The organism is Oceanobacter sp. ABM4_470, from assembly GCF_056158645.1.
Genome location: NZ_JBSWTR010000001.1, coordinates 933,871 through 951,405, shown reverse-complemented (window position 1 = coordinate 951,405; position 17,535 = coordinate 933,871). Strand labels below are relative to the sequence as shown.

General features: G+C 54.6%; 11 protein-coding genes. 4 read left to right on the top strand and 7 right to left on the bottom strand.

Annotated elements, in window-relative coordinates; all coding sequences use genetic code 11:
- Nucleotides 1-58 precede the first annotated feature (58 nt).
- The 4 genes from ACXADJ_RS04135 to nirB all read right to left on the bottom strand — a co-directional run bounded on the left by ACXADJ_RS04135 (nt 59) and on the right by nirB (nt 5,106).
- On the bottom strand, nt 59-1,345 hold the full coding sequence (locus ACXADJ_RS04135) for a nitrate- and nitrite sensing domain-containing protein (RefSeq protein ID WP_475063419.1): 1,287 nt from the start codon (nt 1,343-1,345) through the stop codon (nt 59-61).
- A gap of 331 nt (nt 1,346-1,676) precedes the next feature.
- Entirely contained in the window at nt 1,677-2,006 is a 330-nt protein-coding gene (locus ACXADJ_RS04130) for a hypothetical protein (RefSeq protein ID WP_475063417.1), read from the bottom strand.
- 185 nt (nt 2,007-2,191) lie between these two features.
- Entirely contained in the window at nt 2,192-2,506 is a 315-nt protein-coding gene (gene nirD, locus ACXADJ_RS04125) for a nitrite reductase small subunit NirD (RefSeq protein WP_036536701.1), read from the bottom strand.
- A gap of 20 nt (nt 2,507-2,526) precedes the next feature.
- Complete coding sequence (nirB, locus tag ACXADJ_RS04120; RefSeq protein WP_475063415.1) at nt 2,527-5,106, bottom strand: nitrite reductase large subunit NirB; 2,580 nt, start codon at nt 5,104-5,106, stop codon at nt 2,527-2,529.
- Nucleotides 5,107-6,039: 933 nt separating this feature from the next.
- Between nirB and ACXADJ_RS04115 the strand changes: the two genes are divergently transcribed.
- Nucleotides 6,040-8,748 (top strand): nitrate reductase, encoded by a 2,709-nt coding sequence (locus tag ACXADJ_RS04115; RefSeq protein WP_475063413.1) that lies wholly within the window; start codon nt 6,040-6,042, stop codon nt 8,746-8,748.
- A 60-nt stretch (nt 8,749-8,808) separates the two neighbouring features.
- Here the strand turns inward: ACXADJ_RS04115 and ACXADJ_RS04110 are convergent, their stop codons facing one another.
- Nucleotides 8,809-10,248, bottom strand: a complete 1,440-nt coding sequence (locus ACXADJ_RS04110) for an SLC13 family permease (protein ID WP_475063411.1) — start codon at nt 10,246-10,248, stop codon at nt 8,809-8,811.
- Between the two features lie 131 nt (nt 10,249-10,379).
- Here ACXADJ_RS04110 and ACXADJ_RS04105 point away from each other — a divergent pair, with 131 nt between their 5' ends.
- Nucleotides 10,380-11,267, top strand: a complete 888-nt coding sequence (locus tag ACXADJ_RS04105) for an AraC family transcriptional regulator (RefSeq protein ID WP_475063408.1) — start codon at nt 10,380-10,382, stop codon at nt 11,265-11,267.
- Between the two features lie 35 nt (nt 11,268-11,302).
- On the opposite strand, the gene nfsA is transcribed toward ACXADJ_RS04105, so the two are convergent.
- Nucleotides 11,303-12,040 (bottom strand): oxygen-insensitive NADPH nitroreductase, encoded by a 738-nt coding sequence (gene nfsA / locus ACXADJ_RS04100; RefSeq protein WP_475063405.1) that lies wholly within the window; start codon nt 12,038-12,040, stop codon nt 11,303-11,305.
- Between the two features lie 161 nt (nt 12,041-12,201).
- On the opposite strand from nfsA, the gene ACXADJ_RS04095 reads away from it, so the two are divergent.
- Entirely contained in the window at nt 12,202-12,798 is a 597-nt protein-coding gene (locus tag ACXADJ_RS04095; RefSeq protein WP_475063401.1) for an NADPH-dependent FMN reductase, read from the top strand.
- Between the two features lie 15 nt (nt 12,799-12,813).
- Here ACXADJ_RS04095 and ACXADJ_RS04090 read toward each other — a convergent pair whose 3' ends face one another.
- Nucleotides 12,814-13,974 carry an aminotransferase class I/II-fold pyridoxal phosphate-dependent enzyme gene (locus tag ACXADJ_RS04090; protein ID WP_475063397.1) on the bottom strand — a complete coding sequence of 387 codons (1,161 nt, stop codon included), beginning with the start codon at nt 13,972-13,974 and terminating at the stop codon, nt 12,814-12,816.
- A 366-nt stretch (nt 13,975-14,340) separates the two neighbouring features.
- Here ACXADJ_RS04090 and ACXADJ_RS04085 point away from each other — a divergent pair, with 366 nt between their 5' ends.
- Nucleotides 14,341-17,484, top strand: coding sequence for a hypothetical protein (locus ACXADJ_RS04085; protein WP_475063394.1), 3,144 nt, complete (start codon nt 14,341-14,343; stop codon nt 17,482-17,484).
- Nucleotides 17,485-17,535 lie beyond the last annotated feature (51 nt).

Sequence of the window (17,535 nt, the reverse complement as noted above, 5' to 3'; positions counted from 1 at the left end):
TTCGAAACCATCCGGTAGCCCAGAGTGAGCACCGGATTAAATAGATGCCCCCCAGACATTACTTTTGCTGTTCGCCCAAGAGCATGTCTGCCACCCGGATCATATGGGTGGCGACTTCGACAATACGCTGCTTGCCGTTCATCGCCGCCTGGCGAATCTCGCGATAAGCCTCTTCTTCTGAAATGCCTTTCGACTGCATCAGCAGGCCTTTGGCCTTTTCCACCAGCTTGCGCTCATCCAATGCCTGGCGGGCTTCTGCCAGCTCGGCGCTGACTTGCTGAATTCGCGCCGCTTGCCCTTGCACCAACTCGGACACAGACTGCGCCAGCTTGATGTTAAAGCCAGCGGCAACGTTGACCACAGGGCCGTCGAGGTCATCGCCATCCGGATCACGCGACAAGGGTGAAATCGGCGGCTCCTCGGCGCTAAGCAAGGATTTGATCTGCTCCGTGTGCAGCGTCAATTCTTCTTCCGCCTGCTTGATTTTCTGTTCGCACAGCTGTTGCAACGACGTCGCCAATGCTTTTTCGGCCAGCTGCATGGCATCAATACGCTGGGTGCAGACCGAATACCAGATTTCGCTCATGGCCGCAGGCAAGCTGTCACCATGGCGGGCGCGGGCAATCATCTGACGCAGCTTTTCAAGCTCGGTCGCCGCTTCTGATGACTCAATCCGGCGCAAAGTGTCGGCATGCACCGGCTGCGTGAATTCGGTGAAGATATCAAAACAACGAATTTGCGCTTCTTGCAGGTCTTTTACCCGCTGTTGAACCTTGTTGCTGAATTCACCACTGGTGAAGCCAATCAAGCCCCACGCCCGTTCCTGACCGGAATATTCCTTGCCCTGAACAAAATTAAATAACGCAATCAGTGAGCGGGTAATGTCCGGGTCGTGGGAAATATCTGCAGCTTCAAACACCACATGAATCAAGCCAGCGACCAGACGATTAAACAGGCCGGTGGTTTGTGCGGCAGTTAACTTTTGCGCCAGAATTTGCTGGCGCAGTTCAGGCAACTCATCCAGTCCGTGCAATACAAACGCTACGCTACTAAACAGTCGTGAAGAATTCAGGGAACTATCACCCAATGGAAGTCGCCCCAACATGGTGCGAAAGTGTTTCTCGGCTGCATGGATTTGGCTCATTTCATCCTGCAGCTCACGGGAGAAACGTGTACCACTCGACACCAGGAAGGAATTGGATAGCCCACGTTCTCGCTGCAGCTCGTGAATCAGCTCGGTGGCGCGAATCACCAGATCACAACTGACCTCCAGCTGCTTCAACGAAGCAATTTCAGCCCGACGGGCAGCATACAGGAAGTCTTCAGTGGAAGGGGTTTGGCTCATGAATAAAGGCCCTGGCAAGCATCACGGATATGGTTATCTGATTGTTACAGCAAGGAGTGTTCCAACTTGGGGCAAACCTGCCTTTTTTGAGGTAGGCAGGTCCAGAGAATGGCGCATGATTCAGCCTCCGAACCACTAAACGCCACCAAACACCAGCAATGTGAACCGTGATGGTGCATCCTGACAAAAACAGCAGATCAATTATCGAGAGGCCGTAACTTCATCCACTGGATGTGCGAATGGCGTTTCCTGGCGCTATGAAACACCCGTTGCAGATCCGGGCTTTGGGGGCTGTCCACAGTCACAAATCCGTTGCGACGATAAAAGTCATCTAGATGAGGTAATGGCAAGGTGAATATTGGCGCTGCGCCCTGACGCAAAAGCCCAGCGCCTTCTTCCAGATGCAACCTTTGCAGATGCTCCAGCAGCAACGAAGCCAGCCCTGGGAACGATGACCCGGCAGCGTGCATACATTACGTAGCAGCCAGCCGCGGTCATAGCGTTGCAGGCGAGCAGCGCATACCAGTTCGTTGTTCAAAAACAGTCCCAGCCGAACATCCGACGGTGATGCCCGCCCGGATTCGCCGCTGCGCTTGTACAAGGCATTGATATCCGCCAGCGACACATCTGCAGAAAAACGTGTTTCAGATAGTGGCTTCATATCAAACGCTGCACCAATAATGACGAGTGCCTGTAATACCGCGTATTAGCCTGCTTTTGCAACCAGCTGCAGCCCTCACACAAAGCCCCATAAAATCCCATAAAAAAACCGCTGTAACTCCGCCATTTCTGGCGACGTTACAGCGGTTGATGGGTCTTGCCTGCCAGACAATGGCAGGCTGGTACTTACACCAGTTCGACTCGGCCGTCTTTCACCTGAACGGTCCAGGTTTTCAGCTTGATGTTTTCGTCTTCAAAGCACTCACCGGTTGCCAGGTCGTAATGCTGCTTGTACAGCGGCGACGCCACCATGTAGCGATCACCCTTGGTGCCGATCAAACCACGAGACATCACATTGGCCTTGCCGAATGGATCGTAGTTACTGACGGCGAACACCTGTTCGGTGTTACCAATACGGAACAGCGCAACCTGCTCACCTTCGTGCAGTGCGCACACGCCGGTATCCGGGGCAATGTCTGTCAGGGCACATACGTTAGTCATGATCTCTCTCCTATTACTGCTTACTCGCCACCGGCGACAGGGTTGCTGGCCAGTTCAACCAATTCAATACGCTCGGCTTCGGTCGCTGGCCGACGCTGGCCACGCTCACGCACGTAGAACAGGTTTTTGTCTTCTTCATCGGCGTTAATGAAGTGCTGGAAGCGCTTCAGGCGCTCTGGGTTGTTGACGGTGGTTTTCCATTCACACTGGTAAGCGCCCACCACGCGCGTCATGCCGCGCTCCAGATCTTCACAGATAGCCAGCGAGTCATTGATCACCACGTCTTTCAGGTAGTCGAGACCACCTTCCATGTTTTCCATCCACACCGAGGTACGCTGCAAGCGATCGGCGGTACGAACGTAGAACATCAGCACGCGGTCGATGTATTTCACCAGGGTTTCGTCATCCAGATCGGTGGCGAACAGGTCAGCATGACGAGGACGCATACCGCCGTTACCGCAGACATACAGGTTCCAACCGGTCTCTGTGGCAATCACACCAATATCCTTGGACTGGGCTTCGGCACACTCACGAGTACAGCCAGATACCGCAAACTTGATCTTGTGCGGCGCGCGCAGACCCTTGTAGCGGTTCTCCAACGCAATCGCCATGGACACGGAATCCAGTACGCCATAACGACACCAGGTGGAGCCAACACAGGACTTCACGGTACGCAGCGACTTGCCGTAGGCATGGCCGGTTTCAAAGCCCGCATCGATGAGTTTTTCCCAAATGGTCGGCAATTCATGCAACTGGGCACCAAACAAGTCGATACGCTGGCCACCGGTAATCTTGGTGTACAGATCGAATTCCTTGGCCACTTCACCGATGGCAATCAGGCCTTCTGGCGTGATCTCACCGCCCGGTACACGAGGCACAACGGAGTAAGTACCGTCTTTCTGCATGTTGCCCAGGAAGATATCGTTGGTGTCTTGCAGGCCAATATGCTCGTCTTTCAATACGTATTCATTGTTGAACGACGCCAGAATGGAGCCAATGGCCGGCTTACAGATTTCACAGCCACAACCGCCGTTGCCTTCGTTGGCCAACACCTCAGCAAAGGTGCTGTAGCCTTTCACGCGAATCACATCTGCCAGTTCACGACGGGTGTACGAGAAGTGCTCACAAATATCCGTGTTCACTTCCATGCCCAGCGCTTCCATCTCGGCATCCATCACCTGCTTCACCAGTGCGGTACAACCACCACAACCGCTGGTCGCTTTGGTCTCGCCCTTGATGTCAGGCATGGTGCAACAACCACCCTGCACTGCTTTGGAAATATCGCCTTTGGTAACGTCGTAGCAAGAACAGATCTGTGCGGTTTCCGGCAGCGCAGAAACACCCAGTCCAATCGGCTCAGCGCCGTCTGATGCAGGTAGAATCAGTGACGCCGGATTGCCTGGAATGTCCATGTCGTTCAGCATCAGCTGCAGCAAGGTGCCATACGCTTCGGAATCACCGACCAGTACCGCACCCAACAGCTTTTTGCCGTCGGCGGAGACGATCAAGCGCTTGTACACTTCGGCAATGTCGTCGTTAAACACATAGCTCTGGCTACCCGCCGTGTGGCCGTGTGCGTCGCCAATGGAGGCAACCTCAACACCCAGCAGTTTCAGCTTGGTGCTCATATCGGCACCCTGGAACGCCAGCGCTGGCTCCTGATGCGTGATCAGGCTATCAACGATGTGATTGAAGGCCACCTTGGCCATCTGGTAACCCGGAGCCACCAGACCGTAGATTTTGTTGTCCCACAGGGCACATTCGCCGATGGCATAAATGTCATCGTTGGAGGTTTGGCAGTAATCGTTAACAACGATGCCGCCGCGCTCGCCGATATCGAGGCCAAACTGACGAGCCAGTTCGTCTTGTGGGCGAATACCGGCAGAGAACAGGATCATGTCGGTTTCAAGGAAGGAGCCATCAGCAAAGTTCATGCGGTAACGGCATTCTTCACCAGCAACGATTTCCTTGGTGTTCTTTTCCACGTGGACTTGTACGCCGAGGTCTTCGATCTTGCGACGCAGCAGCTTACCGCCGCCTTCGTCGAGCTGAACGGCCATCAGACGTGGAGCAAATTCAACAACGTGGGTTTCAAGGCCCGCTTCTTTCAGTGCGTTAGCGGCTTCCAGACCCAACAGGCCACCACCAACAACCACACCGGTTTTGCTGACCTTGGCAGATGCTTCGATGTTCTCAAGGTCTTCGATGGTGCGGTACACCAGGCAGTGATCCTGGTCTTTACCCGGGATTGGAGGCACAAAAGGAAAAGAACCGGTAGCCAGAACCAGTTTGTCGTAACCCTCTTTACGACCACTGGCGGTGGTGATGGTTTTTGCGTGGGAGTCAATCTCAACCACTTTGTCATTCAGGGTGTAGATAACGCCCTGCGACTGGTATTCGGCTTCGGTGGTCAGTGCCAGATCATCGGCGCTGGAGCCGGAGAAGTACTTGCTGAGCTGCACCCGGTCGTAGGCCAGGCGGTCTTCTTCAGCGAAGGTAATGATATCGAATTCGGATGCGTGGTCAGAAGTAACCAGCGTATTGATAAAGTTGTGGCCAACCATTCCGTTGCCAACAACGACGATGCGTTTCTTGCTCATGTGAGGGGTCTCTCTATCTTGTCATCAGGCTTTTTCTCCTTATGTGCATCGTTGCGCTGACCAATCCGGGCGTCGTTGCCATGGACGGACATCAGAGTTGCTGTAGCAAGTCAGGTGCCAAATCAGCAAATGGATGTCGTATTTCGTGTCCAAATGCCATTTGGCAAGTCAGACAAAGGCAATATCAGTTCCTTTTTACGACTCGCTACGCCGGCTGAAATACGGGATAAAAAGGCGCGTTCATGGGCTTTATTGGTAGTTTTACCAGCTCACCAATGGCCGACTGAGCATCACACCACCTCAAGACAGAGACCCAAAAGAAATAGCAACGCGACAGCTGGCCCCTCTATCGCATGAGCTTGAACAACGAATCTTTGACCGAGCAAAACCACACAAATCGCACCATGAAAGTGCGCCACGCACCACAAGCAAACAAATTCAGTCGCATTTGTCATGCTTTGGTCACAAAACGGCCAAGGTAATACAGCACACCATCGGCGCGACCATTATTTAACTCTTGTTCCTTTAACCACCCCCAAATAACAAGATATTCGGCACCCGACATGGGCAATGCCCTCTTCCATACTGACTGGTGCCCATGCCCATGGGCTTTAGGCCTCTATCCATGCTTTCCTGCAAACGGAGTACCCCGAAAACGACAGAACCAGTAAACAGTACAATGCAGCCGTCAGAGGCTTGTTCAAACCTCGATTGGCCAAATAATGTTGGATGTGGCACTGTTTTTGGATGTACAACGTCCAGTTGAAAACAATTTGATGGAAAGAACCGCCATATCATGGTGACCCGAAAGCTGATTTTCGGAATAGGCAAACTGCGATGAAGCCGTTTGCCCCAGCGGTTCTTTCGAGAGCAAAGGCGCTCCCCGGCTAGTCCGGCGAGCGCTTTTTTTTACCCGAAATACAGGATTCGATCATGACCACAGCCAATCACACCACTTGCACCACCTGCCCCTACTGCGGTGTTGGCTGCGGTGTTTCGGTGACCCTGGATCAGAATCAAGACCGCATCGAGCAGCAAGTATTGCCCGTAGCGGGCGACACCGCCCACCCATCGAACTTTGGCAAACTATGCGTCAAAGGCTCTGCTCTTCACGACACCCTCGACCACACCGACCGACTGCTTTACCCGTCCATACATGGCAAACGCGCCAGCTGGGACGAGAGCCTGCAACTGGTCGCCGACACCATTGCCGACGTAGTCAGCAAGCATGGGCCGGAAGCCGTCGCCATGTACGCCGCCGGCCAAATCCTCACCGAAGACTATTACGTCGCCAACAAGCTGATGAAAGGCTTTATTGGCAGTGGCAACCTCGATACCAACTCCCGCCTGTGCATGGCCTCCGCAGTGGTAGCCTATAAACGCTCATTGGGTTCAGACACGGTTCCAGGCTGCTACGAAGACCTCGAATTGGCCGATCTGCTGGTGCTGGTAGGCAGTAATGCCGCCTGGGCACACCCGATTTTGTATCAGCGGATGGCCGCTGCCAAAGCTGCCAACCCGCACAAAAAAGTGGTGGTGATCGACCCTCGGAAAACCGCTACCTGTGATTTTGCCGACCTGCATCTGGCCATTCGCCCGGGCACTGACGTATTGCTGTTTAATGCGTTGCTGGCGCATCTGGCCGAAAGCAACAAACTGGATCAGCCCTTCATCGACGCCAACACGGAAAACTTCGACCAGGCCATTGAAGCGGCCAATGCCGAATACGCGGGGCTTGAAGCGACGGCCCGGCAACTCGACATTGCCGCTGACGACCTGCAAACCTTCTTCGACTGGTTTGGCGATACTGAAAAGGCGCTCAGCTTCTATTCCCAAGGCGTCAATCAGGCCCGTAACGGCAGCGACAAGGGCAACGCCATCATTAACGTGCATTTGGCGACGGGCAAAATTGGCAAGCCTGGTGCTGCGCCGTTTTCAATTACCGGCCAACCCAACGCCATGGGCGGCCGTGAAGTGGGCGGTTTGGCCAACCAGCTGGCTGCTCATATGGACTTCGCCGATACCGACCGCGACCGCATTCAGCGTTTCTGGCAGGCTCCGAATCTGATCAGCGGCCCGGGTTTGAAAGCCGTCGACCTGTTTGATGCCATCAAGGACGGCAAGATCAAATTCCTTTGGGTGGTATCAACTAACCCATTGGTCAGCTTGCCAGACGCCGACGACGTCAAGGCAGCCATCAAGGCCTGTGATCTGGTGGTGGTATCGGACTGCATGGCCAATACAGACACCGCCGAGCTGGCCGACGTACTGCTACCAGCCGCCAGCTGGGGCGAAAAGAACGGCACCGTGACCAACTCCGAGCGCCGGATATCCCGGCAACGTAACTTCATCAAGGCCCCCGGCGAAGCCATGCCGGACTGGTGGGCAATGACTCAGGTTGCCAACAAACTCGGCTTCGAGCAGGCGTTTGGGTACCAACATCCGGCCGAGATTTTCGACGAGCACACCCGCTTGACCGGTTTTGAAAATGGCAGTGATGGCCATGCCAGGCGCGATCTGGATTTGAGCGGCCTGAGTGGTATGAGCCGCGAACAGTACGATAACCTGACGCCTGTTCAGTGGCCGGTAAACAGCGAATACCCCAACGGCCGTGCCCGCTTTTACGACGACGGCCACTTTTACACACCAACCGGCAAGGCTCGCTTTGTAGCGGTGTCCAACCAGCTGCCGGAACCCGCAGGCGATGGCGAACTGGTGATGAACACTGGCCGCGTGCGCGACCACTGGCACACCATGACGCGGACTGCCAAATCTGCCCGTCTGGCCCAACACATCAGCGAACCTTACGTTGATGTGCACCCGGACGACGCCGAGCAATACGGCCTCAAGGACGACCAAATAGCACGGCTGTTCAATCAGCGCGGCGACATCCTGATGCGAACCCGCATCCGCACCGACCAGCGTAAAGGCGAAGTCTTCGTGCCGATGCACTGGACCGACCGTTACGCCAGCAAAGCCCGAATGGGCACCCTGATTGCCAAAACCCGCGACCCGTTTTCAGGCCAGCCGGAGCTGAAGTACACCCTTATCAAGGCCGAGCCAGCCGCCCTGAACTGGCAAGGCATGTTGTTAAGCCGTTCCGACCTTGGCAAACCGCCCTGCGACTACTGGGCTTATGGCCTCAACGACCATTGCCATGGCTACGAATTGGCTGGCAACCAAACACCCGCCGACATGGCCAATTGGCTGCGTCAGCAACTGCCCCACAGCGACTGCCAATGGCAGGAAATGCGGGACGACAACAATCAGCACTTGCGACTGGTCGCCATTCGGGAAGGCCGTATTGAGGCGGTGATGTTCTGCCACCCGCAACTGCGCTTTGAATCGCGCCAGTGGTTACAGCAGTGTTTTGACAAAGACACACTGGAAACCAGCGACCGTCGCGCCCTACTGGCTGGACGCCCGGTAGATGGTGTCGTTGATCAAGGCAAAATGGTGTGCTCGTGCTTCGGCGTTGGCGAACGCCCAATCATAGACGCCATTATGGGAGGCTGTTGCAGCGTGGAAGGTTTGGGTGAGGCACTCAAATGCGGCACCAACTGTGGCTCTTGCGTTCCGGAACTGCGCGGCCTGATCGAAAAGCATAAAGACGCAGCCGCCGCACTGGCCGTTGAAGCCTGATATATCGCTGACTCGGCACCTCTGCATAGCCCATTGGGCTATGCAGAGGTAATCAGACTGTCAATCAAACATGCCGAGCCAATCCCACCAAAGGTAGTCCAGCGGCACCAACACCAACAAGGTAATCAAAGCCAGCGGAAACTGCACTTTCAGCACCCGACTTGCAGGTTCACCACTAAGGTGCATGGCCATCAACAAAGGGCCGGACTGGTACGGAAACATAATGCTGGAATACCCCAGCACCTGGGTCATTAATACTGTACTCAACGCAAATCCGGACGTTTCAGCAAAGTGCGCCGCCATCGGCGCCAACATGGCCGGAGCGCCCGCCTGAGTGGTTGGCAGGGTTGCCAGAAACGACATACTGGCTAACGACAGGTAGTTGCGAAAATGGTCACCGGGCGCCATTGGGAACAGGTGTTCCAGTTGCTGAGCGAACCACTGGCCAAGACCCGAGTTATTGATGACCGCGCCAATGCCCAGAATGCCTGCAATAAAAATCAGCATGGTGGCATTCACATTCAGCTTTTTGGGGTCAACCAGATTCACCCCTGGCATCATCATAAAAACTGCGGCAGCCAAACCAACCCAGGCGGGATTCATACCGTGCCAGCTGTCGGTTAACCACAAGGCCAATGCTGCCAGCAACACCAACAGCATACGAGTTTGACCGCTCGAAAATCCTTTCACCGCAGCCGCAGTCGTCGCCCCAACACTATCACCATCATTTAACTGCGCCAGAACGGCATTGGATTCCCGCGCCGGGTACACCCACAAAATAATCGCAATCAGCAACGCCGCTTTCAGAGCACCAAGCACCGGAAAATGCAGAATCAGATAGTCGAGGTAGCCAAACTGGATGCCATACAAGGAATCTGCAGCACCACTCAGCACCATATTCGGAATGTTGGCAGGCAAAATCGCCACCGTTGGAATGTGGGTACCAATCGCCAGCGCCATGATAATACCCGACCGCCCCATGGTGCCTGGCTGAAAACCAATGCGCTCAGACAGCGCCAGTACAATCGGTAGCATCATCACCAGCCGCCCCATCGACGACGGCATTACAAACCCCAGCAATAGGCCGCCAACCACCAGGCCGATAATCAAGCGCTCATAGCTACCCGCTAACACCCGTTGCAACACCGACGCGAGGCGATCGCCAAGCCCAGTGTTTTGAATGCCCATGCCCATCACCGTACCGGCAAAAATCAGCCACAAGGCGGTAGAGGCAAAGCCTGAAAACACCACATTGGGCTCTGCAATACCGGCCAGAATGGCAATCAGAAAAAAGATCAGCGCTGTCAAAAATTCAGGAATGGCACCGGTGGACCACAAAGGTACGATCAACAACACCAACACCAAAGCGTAATTCTGGGTGGCGTCCAACTCCGCAACCGGAAACGCCAATACCCAAGCCGCCAGGGCAAACATCAAGGCCAGAAAAAGATACTTGGGATGGAAAACACCTTGCGGTTTTGAGGACGTCGGATTGGACATAAAATACCTGATTCTGAATCGAACTGGATCGTAGCGAATGCCCTACAGGAACACAGAATGTCGCTGCGGCCATTTGCACCGTCAGCGTATTGTGGCAATTTAACCTATTGCGATCAGTCGACAGAACGCCAATGGATATCGATAACCCGCCAGGTTTGCACTGGCATTCAAGCCCACGTTCATCAGAACGCTACAGCACAACGTCGCACACGGCCGATGCACAAGCGCCTAACCTGCATCCGGAAGATGGCACCGGTACATTGCTTGGCCGCCGTATGGACCCAGAGTGCCCTGTATTGTGCCTGTCTGAACAACTGCCAGCGGGCTCATTACGAACTCCACACAGCCATCCCCGGGCGCAACTGGCGTGGGCTGCCAGTGGTGTATTAAAAGTGAATACGGCCTCCGGCAGCTGGATTGTGCCGCCCAGCCACGCGGTCTGGATTGCCAGCAATATGGAGCACGATATACAAGTGGTCAGCGACGCCAGCATCGGCTACCTGTTTGTTGACGTATCCGTCACTCACCGGCTGCCGGATCAATGTTTGGTACTGACCATCAACCCTCTGATGCGAGAGTTGATTCTCAAACTGGCATCGCTCGACCTGAGCCCGCCCATGAGTAGCAAAACCGCCAACCTGATTGAAGTGGTACTGGATCAACTCGGAGAACAACAAACATCGCCACTGCACCTGCCCGGCGCCCGCGATCGCCGCCTGCAAGCGGTGATGGACATACTCACCCGAGACCCGGCCACCAGCAGTAACCTGCAACAACTGGCCTCAGCAGCAGGCGCAAGCCCACGTACCATCGAACGGCTGTTTCAGAACGAAACCGGCATGAGCTTTCGCCAATGGCGTACCCGCCTGAAACTACTGGAAGCCGTACAGCGACTGGGAGATGGGGAAAGCAGCGCAGCCATCGCGCTGTCGCTGGGCTATTCCAGCAGCAGCGCCTTCGTGGCTGCCTTCAAAAAGAACTTTGGGGTGCCGCCGCAACGGTTTTCAGACAGCGGATGAACGCCCTGCCTGGCTCATCGACTGTCTCAAACCCCTCACTTCCCCTCAAACCCCTGTTTGAACAGAAAATCTTTCATGTGGGGGCGCAATTTACCAGCAAACATCGGCTTCAGGCCTTCGGTCCAATTGGAGCTTTTCTGGCCGCCGGTGCGCTCGTGGTAGTAGCGTTCCATGTCGGCGTTGTATTGCGCCACCAGTGCCTGATCGTTGGAATCGCTATAGGCGTTTTCCTGCAACACCAACGCCAACGGTAGGCGAGGCTTGATGTCTGGCGTTTGATCCGGGTAGCCAATGCACATGCCAAACACCGGGTACACATGGGTTGGCAGTTTTAGCAGTTCGCTGATCTCTTGCGGGTTGTTACGGACTCCGCCAATGTAACAAATGCCCAGCTCCAGGGATTCTGCGGCAACGGCGACGTTTTGCGCCGCCAGTGTGGCATCGACCGTTGCGACGATCAGCTGCTCCATCATGCCCATTTGCGGATCGACGCCGGCACGGCCAATGGCGTCGGTGGTGCGTTTCATATCGGCGCAAAACACCCAGAATTCCGGCGCGCCCGTAATGTACGACTGATTGCCCGCCAGTGGCTGGATTTGCTGGCGCAGCTGCGGATTGGTCACGCGGATGATGGTGTAGGCCTGAACATGGTTGGAGCTGGAAGCCCCCTGCCCGGCTTCGGCCAGCTGCTGGATGACGGCATCGTCGACCTGCTGATCGGTGAATTTTCGAATGGATCGATGAGACTTCAACAAGTCGATCACGGGGTTCATACACACTCCCAATTGGTCACTTTTTCAGGGCCATCTACGTTAATCCCTGGCTCTGTAATGAACCAGAAAACAGATAGTTTCACCAGTAGACATAGGGACTGACGCCAACTCCCCCTAGAATCCATCGCCGAACAACAGTGACCTTCTGAAAGGAACAGACCATGTCCGACACTCTCCGCACCGCCATTATCTCCAGCGCTCATCGCCGCGACTCTCAAAGCGCCCGTATTGCCGAAGTCCTGAAGCAGCATTTTCTGAACGGCAATGCTGATATCATTGATCTGTTTGAAGATTCCCTGCCACTGTGGGATGGCGAAACGCCGGCCAATGAAGCCGTGAATAAGGTGCAGCAAACCGCCGCCAATGCCGACGCCTTTATCTTTGTGGTTCCGGAGTGGCACGGCATGGCACCGGCCGGTCTGAAAAACCTGCTGCTGTGGAATGCAGGACAGCCGCACATGGCTCATAAACCAGTGCTACTGGTCGGTGTTTCCGCCGCGGTTGGTGGTGCTTTTGTCATCGCAGAATTGCGCGCCAGCGGCTACAAGAACGCCCGTTTGATGTACACCCCGGAACACCTGATTCTGCGCGGCATCGGCGATCTGTGGGAAGACGGTATTGAAGCGGAATCCGATGCTTACATCAGCAAGCGCGCGCAATTCGCAGTCGATCAACTGCTGACCTACGCAGAAGCCCTGAAGCCAGTCCGTGGCAAACTGCTGGAAGCCCAAGCGGATTACGCCAACGGCATGTCCTGATAGTTTCCAGGGCCCCTAGCCAGCTTTGGCGGCGGCCGTTGTTGATGACAGTGAGCTTGTTGCATGCAGCGTCTGCGACAGCTCATCGACCACCGCCGCCAAGCGATCCCAGGAATCCGTTCTGGAGGCCGAAATCAATCCAAATCGCAGCATTGCCTGACCACTAGCGGTCATTTCACCATTGCCGGCCATCGCAGCGCCTGCGGACAAGGATACCGGCCGGGCCAGAATGCCTTCTCTGCCCAACCCCTCATAAATGGCACTCGCCTCGTCTTTCGGCAAAACATAGCTTACAAACAAGCCACCTCGGCTTTGCAGCCGCGCATTGGCCATTAGAGGCGTCAGCGTCCGGTGCATCCGATTAGCCAGAATCGGAATTTGATGCCGGGCAAAACGGTGCCAGTCGGTGTCTCGCCAGGCATCCGCCGCGATGGTTTGCGCCGGACCATTCAGACTCCAGAGCGACTTGCCCCGACGAACACCCTGCCAGCGTTCCCACACCTGATCACCAAACACCACGGCACCAATGCGCAACCCTGCCAGACCGAAAAACTTGCCAAACGAACGCAACACCAACACGTTGGCAGGCAAATCTGCCTCACTGCGGTCAGGCGACTGCAAAATGGATTGGTCCGGCGTCATGTCCATAAAGGCTTCGTCCACCAGCAAACAGCAACCCGGTGCCAGTCGTTTGGCCCAGCCGTCCAAAACCGACAACGGCATCTGTACGCCCGTGGGATTGTTCGGATTGATAATCACCAGATGCTGATCCGGATTCAACGCCAGCTGATCTTCCACACTTCGTACCATGGAGCCCGCGTCCATGGCGCTGTACGGTTGCACGGTTCGACCAGCGTCTTTCCATGCCTGCTGATACTCCTGATACCCCACGTCAGGAACCAGCATGGGTTTGTCTTCCAGCCAGCCGGGAAGGTGGGCAATAAAAGACTGCGACCCCGGAATAACCTCCAGCTGGTCACTGCCGTAATAACCGCAAGCTGCGGCATGCGCGCTTGCATCCAGATAAGGCATGGTGGCAAAAGTTTCCAGCGGCGGAACGCGAAAGGGATACGGCTCCGGATTGATGCCGGTAGACAAATCAATCCAACCGTTCATTGGCACACCAAAATACGCAGCGGCAGCGGCCAGATCGCCACCATGCATTGGGAACTTCATCAGGGCTTTACCTCACACAAGGGGATTTGAACCTTGTAGCGGAAGGAGTACATCAATTACTGCGGGCCAGATCACGATTTGGCGTGGTGCAGCTGCACGCAGTGAATGCCAGATACAGTAGTCAGGCTTGTCAGGATTAAAAACACTTACGGCATCAGGTTATGCAGAGTTATTAAGAGGGTTCTGGGAAAACTGAAGACCAGCAAAGCGTGACAAGCATCGCAAGATCGATGGGCATCGTCAGCCATTTAACGCAAAACCAACAACAACTCACAGAAATTGACAGTTCACATGGTATTGTGACTAAAAATCACACACATAAAGCCAGAACAAGGTGGTACTGGCTCACTATCGTAAAGCGACGACATGTCAAATCGAGCGTATGGATGCGCCACGAGCGGCTGGAAAACACTGCTGCGCCTGGTCCGTTATTGTTTTTTTGCCTGCTATTTTCTGCTTGCTGCTGTATACACTCATGCCGACACCCAGGTAGAACTGAACGAGACCTTTGCAGGTAACATCGACTTCGCTCTGGCGGGCGGCTCTCTTCGAAGGAACGACGACGAATGCCAAATGGTGCAGGGAGGAAGTTCTACCGACACTGTGCAGCTCCCTGCCAATGCGACCATTGAAGCGGCTTTTCTATACTGGGCCGGCAACGGTTCTGTAGATTCCCAGGTCACCCTCAATGGCCGTTCTATCCGCGCAACTCTGGGCAATTACCACACCGTTGAAACCGACAACAACCGTGTCTATTTCTCTGGCAAAGCCGACGTCACCGAATACGTCAGCAACAGCACGTCCGCCACTTACACATTTAGTGGATTAACGTTCGAAACCGGACAGAACAGCATCTATTGCAGCAACGCTACCGTCTTCGGTGGCTGGGCACTGGTGATTGTATATGAAGCCTCATCTGAGCCTTTGCGAGTCGTTAATATTTTCGACGGCTTCCAAACCTTCTGGGGCAGCTCTATTACACTGACGCCGAGCAACTTCGTCGTCTCCGATAATCCTTCCACCGATCAGGGCAAGCACGCTCACATCACCTGGGAAGGCGACTTCGGTAACTCTCAAAGCCGCAATAACACCTATGAAGACCTGCTGTTTAATAACCGTGAGCTGATCGACAACATTAATCCCGCCAGCAACCAGTTCAACTCACGATCCAATGAAATTGGCACCACCTCCGGTGTGGATATCGACAGCTATCAAATTGGCAACTACCTGAGCGCTAATCAGACCTCTGCGACAACCGTCTACTCTACCGGCCAGGACAGGGTATTCCTGAGTGCAGAAATCATCAGTATTCCCAACCAGCCAGTGTCCGACCTCACCGTTATAGATGATGGCGACATTGGTGTGGTTCGAGGTACAGATGCCACCTTTGTGATGAATATAGTCAATAACGGCCCCAGTGAAGCATCTGGGGGCAGTACGGTCGAAATAGACCTTGAGGACAACGTTTCGTATGAGGGCTTTAGCGGCACCAATTGGCAATGTCATGCCGCGACCACTAGCACCGTCAGCTGTGTTTACTCTGGTTCGATCGGGGACGAAGAACTCAGTGAAGACCTGCTACTGACCTTAGGGACGGCAGCAACCACACTGGACGAAATCGACATGACGGCAACCGTTTCCATAGCCGCCGGGGAATTCGACAACAACCCCTGGAACAATGAAACCACCCTGCGCCTTACCATTGGCACCGCCGACCTGACGACGTCGGTCAAAAATGTCGAATTCAGCACCCTTGGGGAGACACTTCACCCCGGCGATACACTGACGTACACCATCAACCTGAATAACACCGGTAATAGCTCGACCATGGCCACACTGGTCGACCACCTGCCCGCCGGTATCGACTCCTTCAGTGTCATTACGGTACCTTCAGGAGCAAGCTTACAAACCTATGGAGCACCGGATGGTGACCATGGTGCCGGATATTTTGAGCTGACGGATGTATTTGTACCGGCCAATAACAGCGTTGCCATCACCCTCGACGCTGTCGTTTCAACCTCCGCGCAAAGCGGTGACACCTTCACCAACACCGCGGTGGTAACCGACAGTAATCTGAATTCAACCAATATCACCTCGGAAACCGTCACCGTCGGGCAAGCCTTTTCTACCGAGGGCAACAAACCCTTGTATCTGCATATGAGTGACAACAGTGCGGATTTGACGCTAAGCCGTATGTCGGAGGAAGCCTCTGGCGCACCGGATTACTTCACCATCGACAGTGGAACAACCGCAGTCTGGACGCTGACACCGGCGGTTCAAACCAACCTGTCGCTGGATTACAGCGAAGACATAGCCAGCGAGTTTTACGTGAAAATGGATTGTGGAAATGGCAGGCGTAGAGTCGATAATTTCGAGGTCGAATTGGTCAATGCTACGCGAGGCCAAACGATTGCGGCCTACCAGGTGTCCTTCACTGGTTACTGGGGCGAGTTGCGTTGCCGCAGTATTTATCGTTTTTCCTACCCATTGGAAATCATTAACCAAGCTTCTATTTATGCGGGAGACAGCCTGCAGCTTCATATCAGCCTCGACGCCGAAGACGACATGCGCATTTACGCCAACCGGTCCAACACCCGGGCGCGAATTGAGCTGAACTCCAATACCATCATCAACATCAACAGCATCCTCGCTTACAATGCCCCATACCCCAATGGCACTGCCACCACTCAGGTTACAGAAGGGTCTGAGGCTTACCTTAGAATCGTTGTCAGCGACCCCTTCGGTTTTGAGGACATCACCGAAGCCCGCATCACCAGCATCAGAACACCAGCAGGTGATGAACTACTGCCTACCTTTGGAGGCAGCGAACCCAGCCCGGTATTGCTCGACCCCATCATCAGTTCAGGGGCTTTCAAAACCTACCAATATCCACCCGCAGACGAGCCAGGCATGGAGTTTCCGGATGGCGAGGAATGGATAGGCCAATGGCGTATCACCATAGAAGCCGACGAGGGGTATGAAGGCATCGTTATGGCCAAACGGACGGTGATTATCAACGTCACTGGGCGGCCGGAGCCTGAACTGATCAAAACGACAGAAACCATATGGGACCCGGTGAACGGCACCAATAACCCCAAAGCCATTCCCGGCGCTGATGTCATGTACACACTGACGATACGCAACCCAGGCGACGGCAGCATCACTAACAACAGCATTGTGATTGTCGACGTGATTGATTCCGAGCTGGTGTTTATTGCCGACGACTTCACCACTACCACCAACCCGGGAAACAGCGGCCCGATTATTTTCACCGATGGCGACAGCACTCCGTCAGGGCTGACCTTTAACTTTACCGCGCTGGACGACTTGACCGACGATGTCGATTTTTCAACCGATGGAACCAACTTCGACTATGTGCCACAACCGGATGCCCGCGGCATCGACGAAGCAATCACCCACATTCGTCTTAACCCAAGGGGCGTGATGAGCGCAGCGGATGGCACCGACATTCCCGAGTTTAAACTGCAGTATCAGGTCAGGGTGGAATAGCCACCCTGTTCTTTTTAACAGGCCAGTTGCGCTAACAGCCATTCAAGTAAT

Bases quoted from the DNA above. Each gene is read 5' to 3' on its own strand.
- ACXADJ_RS04130 (WP_475063417.1), bottom strand. From the start codon at position 2,006: ATGAAGCCACTATCTGAAACACGTTTTTCTGCAGATGTGTCGCTGGCG.
- ACXADJ_RS04135 (WP_475063419.1), bottom strand. From the start codon at position 1,345: ATGAGCCAAACCCCTTCCACTGAAGACTTCCTGTATGCTGCCCGTCGG.
- ACXADJ_RS04095 (WP_475063401.1), top strand. From the start codon at position 12,202: ATGTCCGACACTCTCCGCACCGCCATTATCTCCAGCGCTCATCGCCGC.
- ACXADJ_RS04115 (WP_475063413.1), top strand. From the start codon at position 6,040: ATGACCACAGCCAATCACACCACTTGCACCACCTGCCCCTACTGCGGT.
- ACXADJ_RS04090 (WP_475063397.1), bottom strand. From the start codon at position 13,974: ATGAAGTTCCCAATGCATGGTGGCGATCTGGCCGCTGCCGCTGCGTAT.
- nirB (WP_475063415.1), bottom strand. From the start codon at position 5,106: ATGAGCAAGAAACGCATCGTCGTTGTTGGCAACGGAATGGTTGGCCAC.
- nirD (WP_036536701.1), bottom strand. From the start codon at position 2,506: ATGACTAACGTATGTGCCCTGACAGACATTGCCCCGGATACCGGCGTG.
- ACXADJ_RS04110 (WP_475063411.1), bottom strand. From the start codon at position 10,248: ATGTCCAATCCGACGTCCTCAAAACCGCAAGGTGTTTTCCATCCCAAG.
- nfsA (WP_475063405.1), bottom strand. From the start codon at position 12,040: ATGAACCCCGTGATCGACTTGTTGAAGTCTCATCGATCCATTCGAAAA.
- ACXADJ_RS04085 (WP_475063394.1), top strand. From the start codon at position 14,341: ATGTCAAATCGAGCGTATGGATGCGCCACGAGCGGCTGGAAAACACTG.
- ACXADJ_RS04105 (WP_475063408.1), top strand. From the start codon at position 10,380: ATGGATATCGATAACCCGCCAGGTTTGCACTGGCATTCAAGCCCACGT.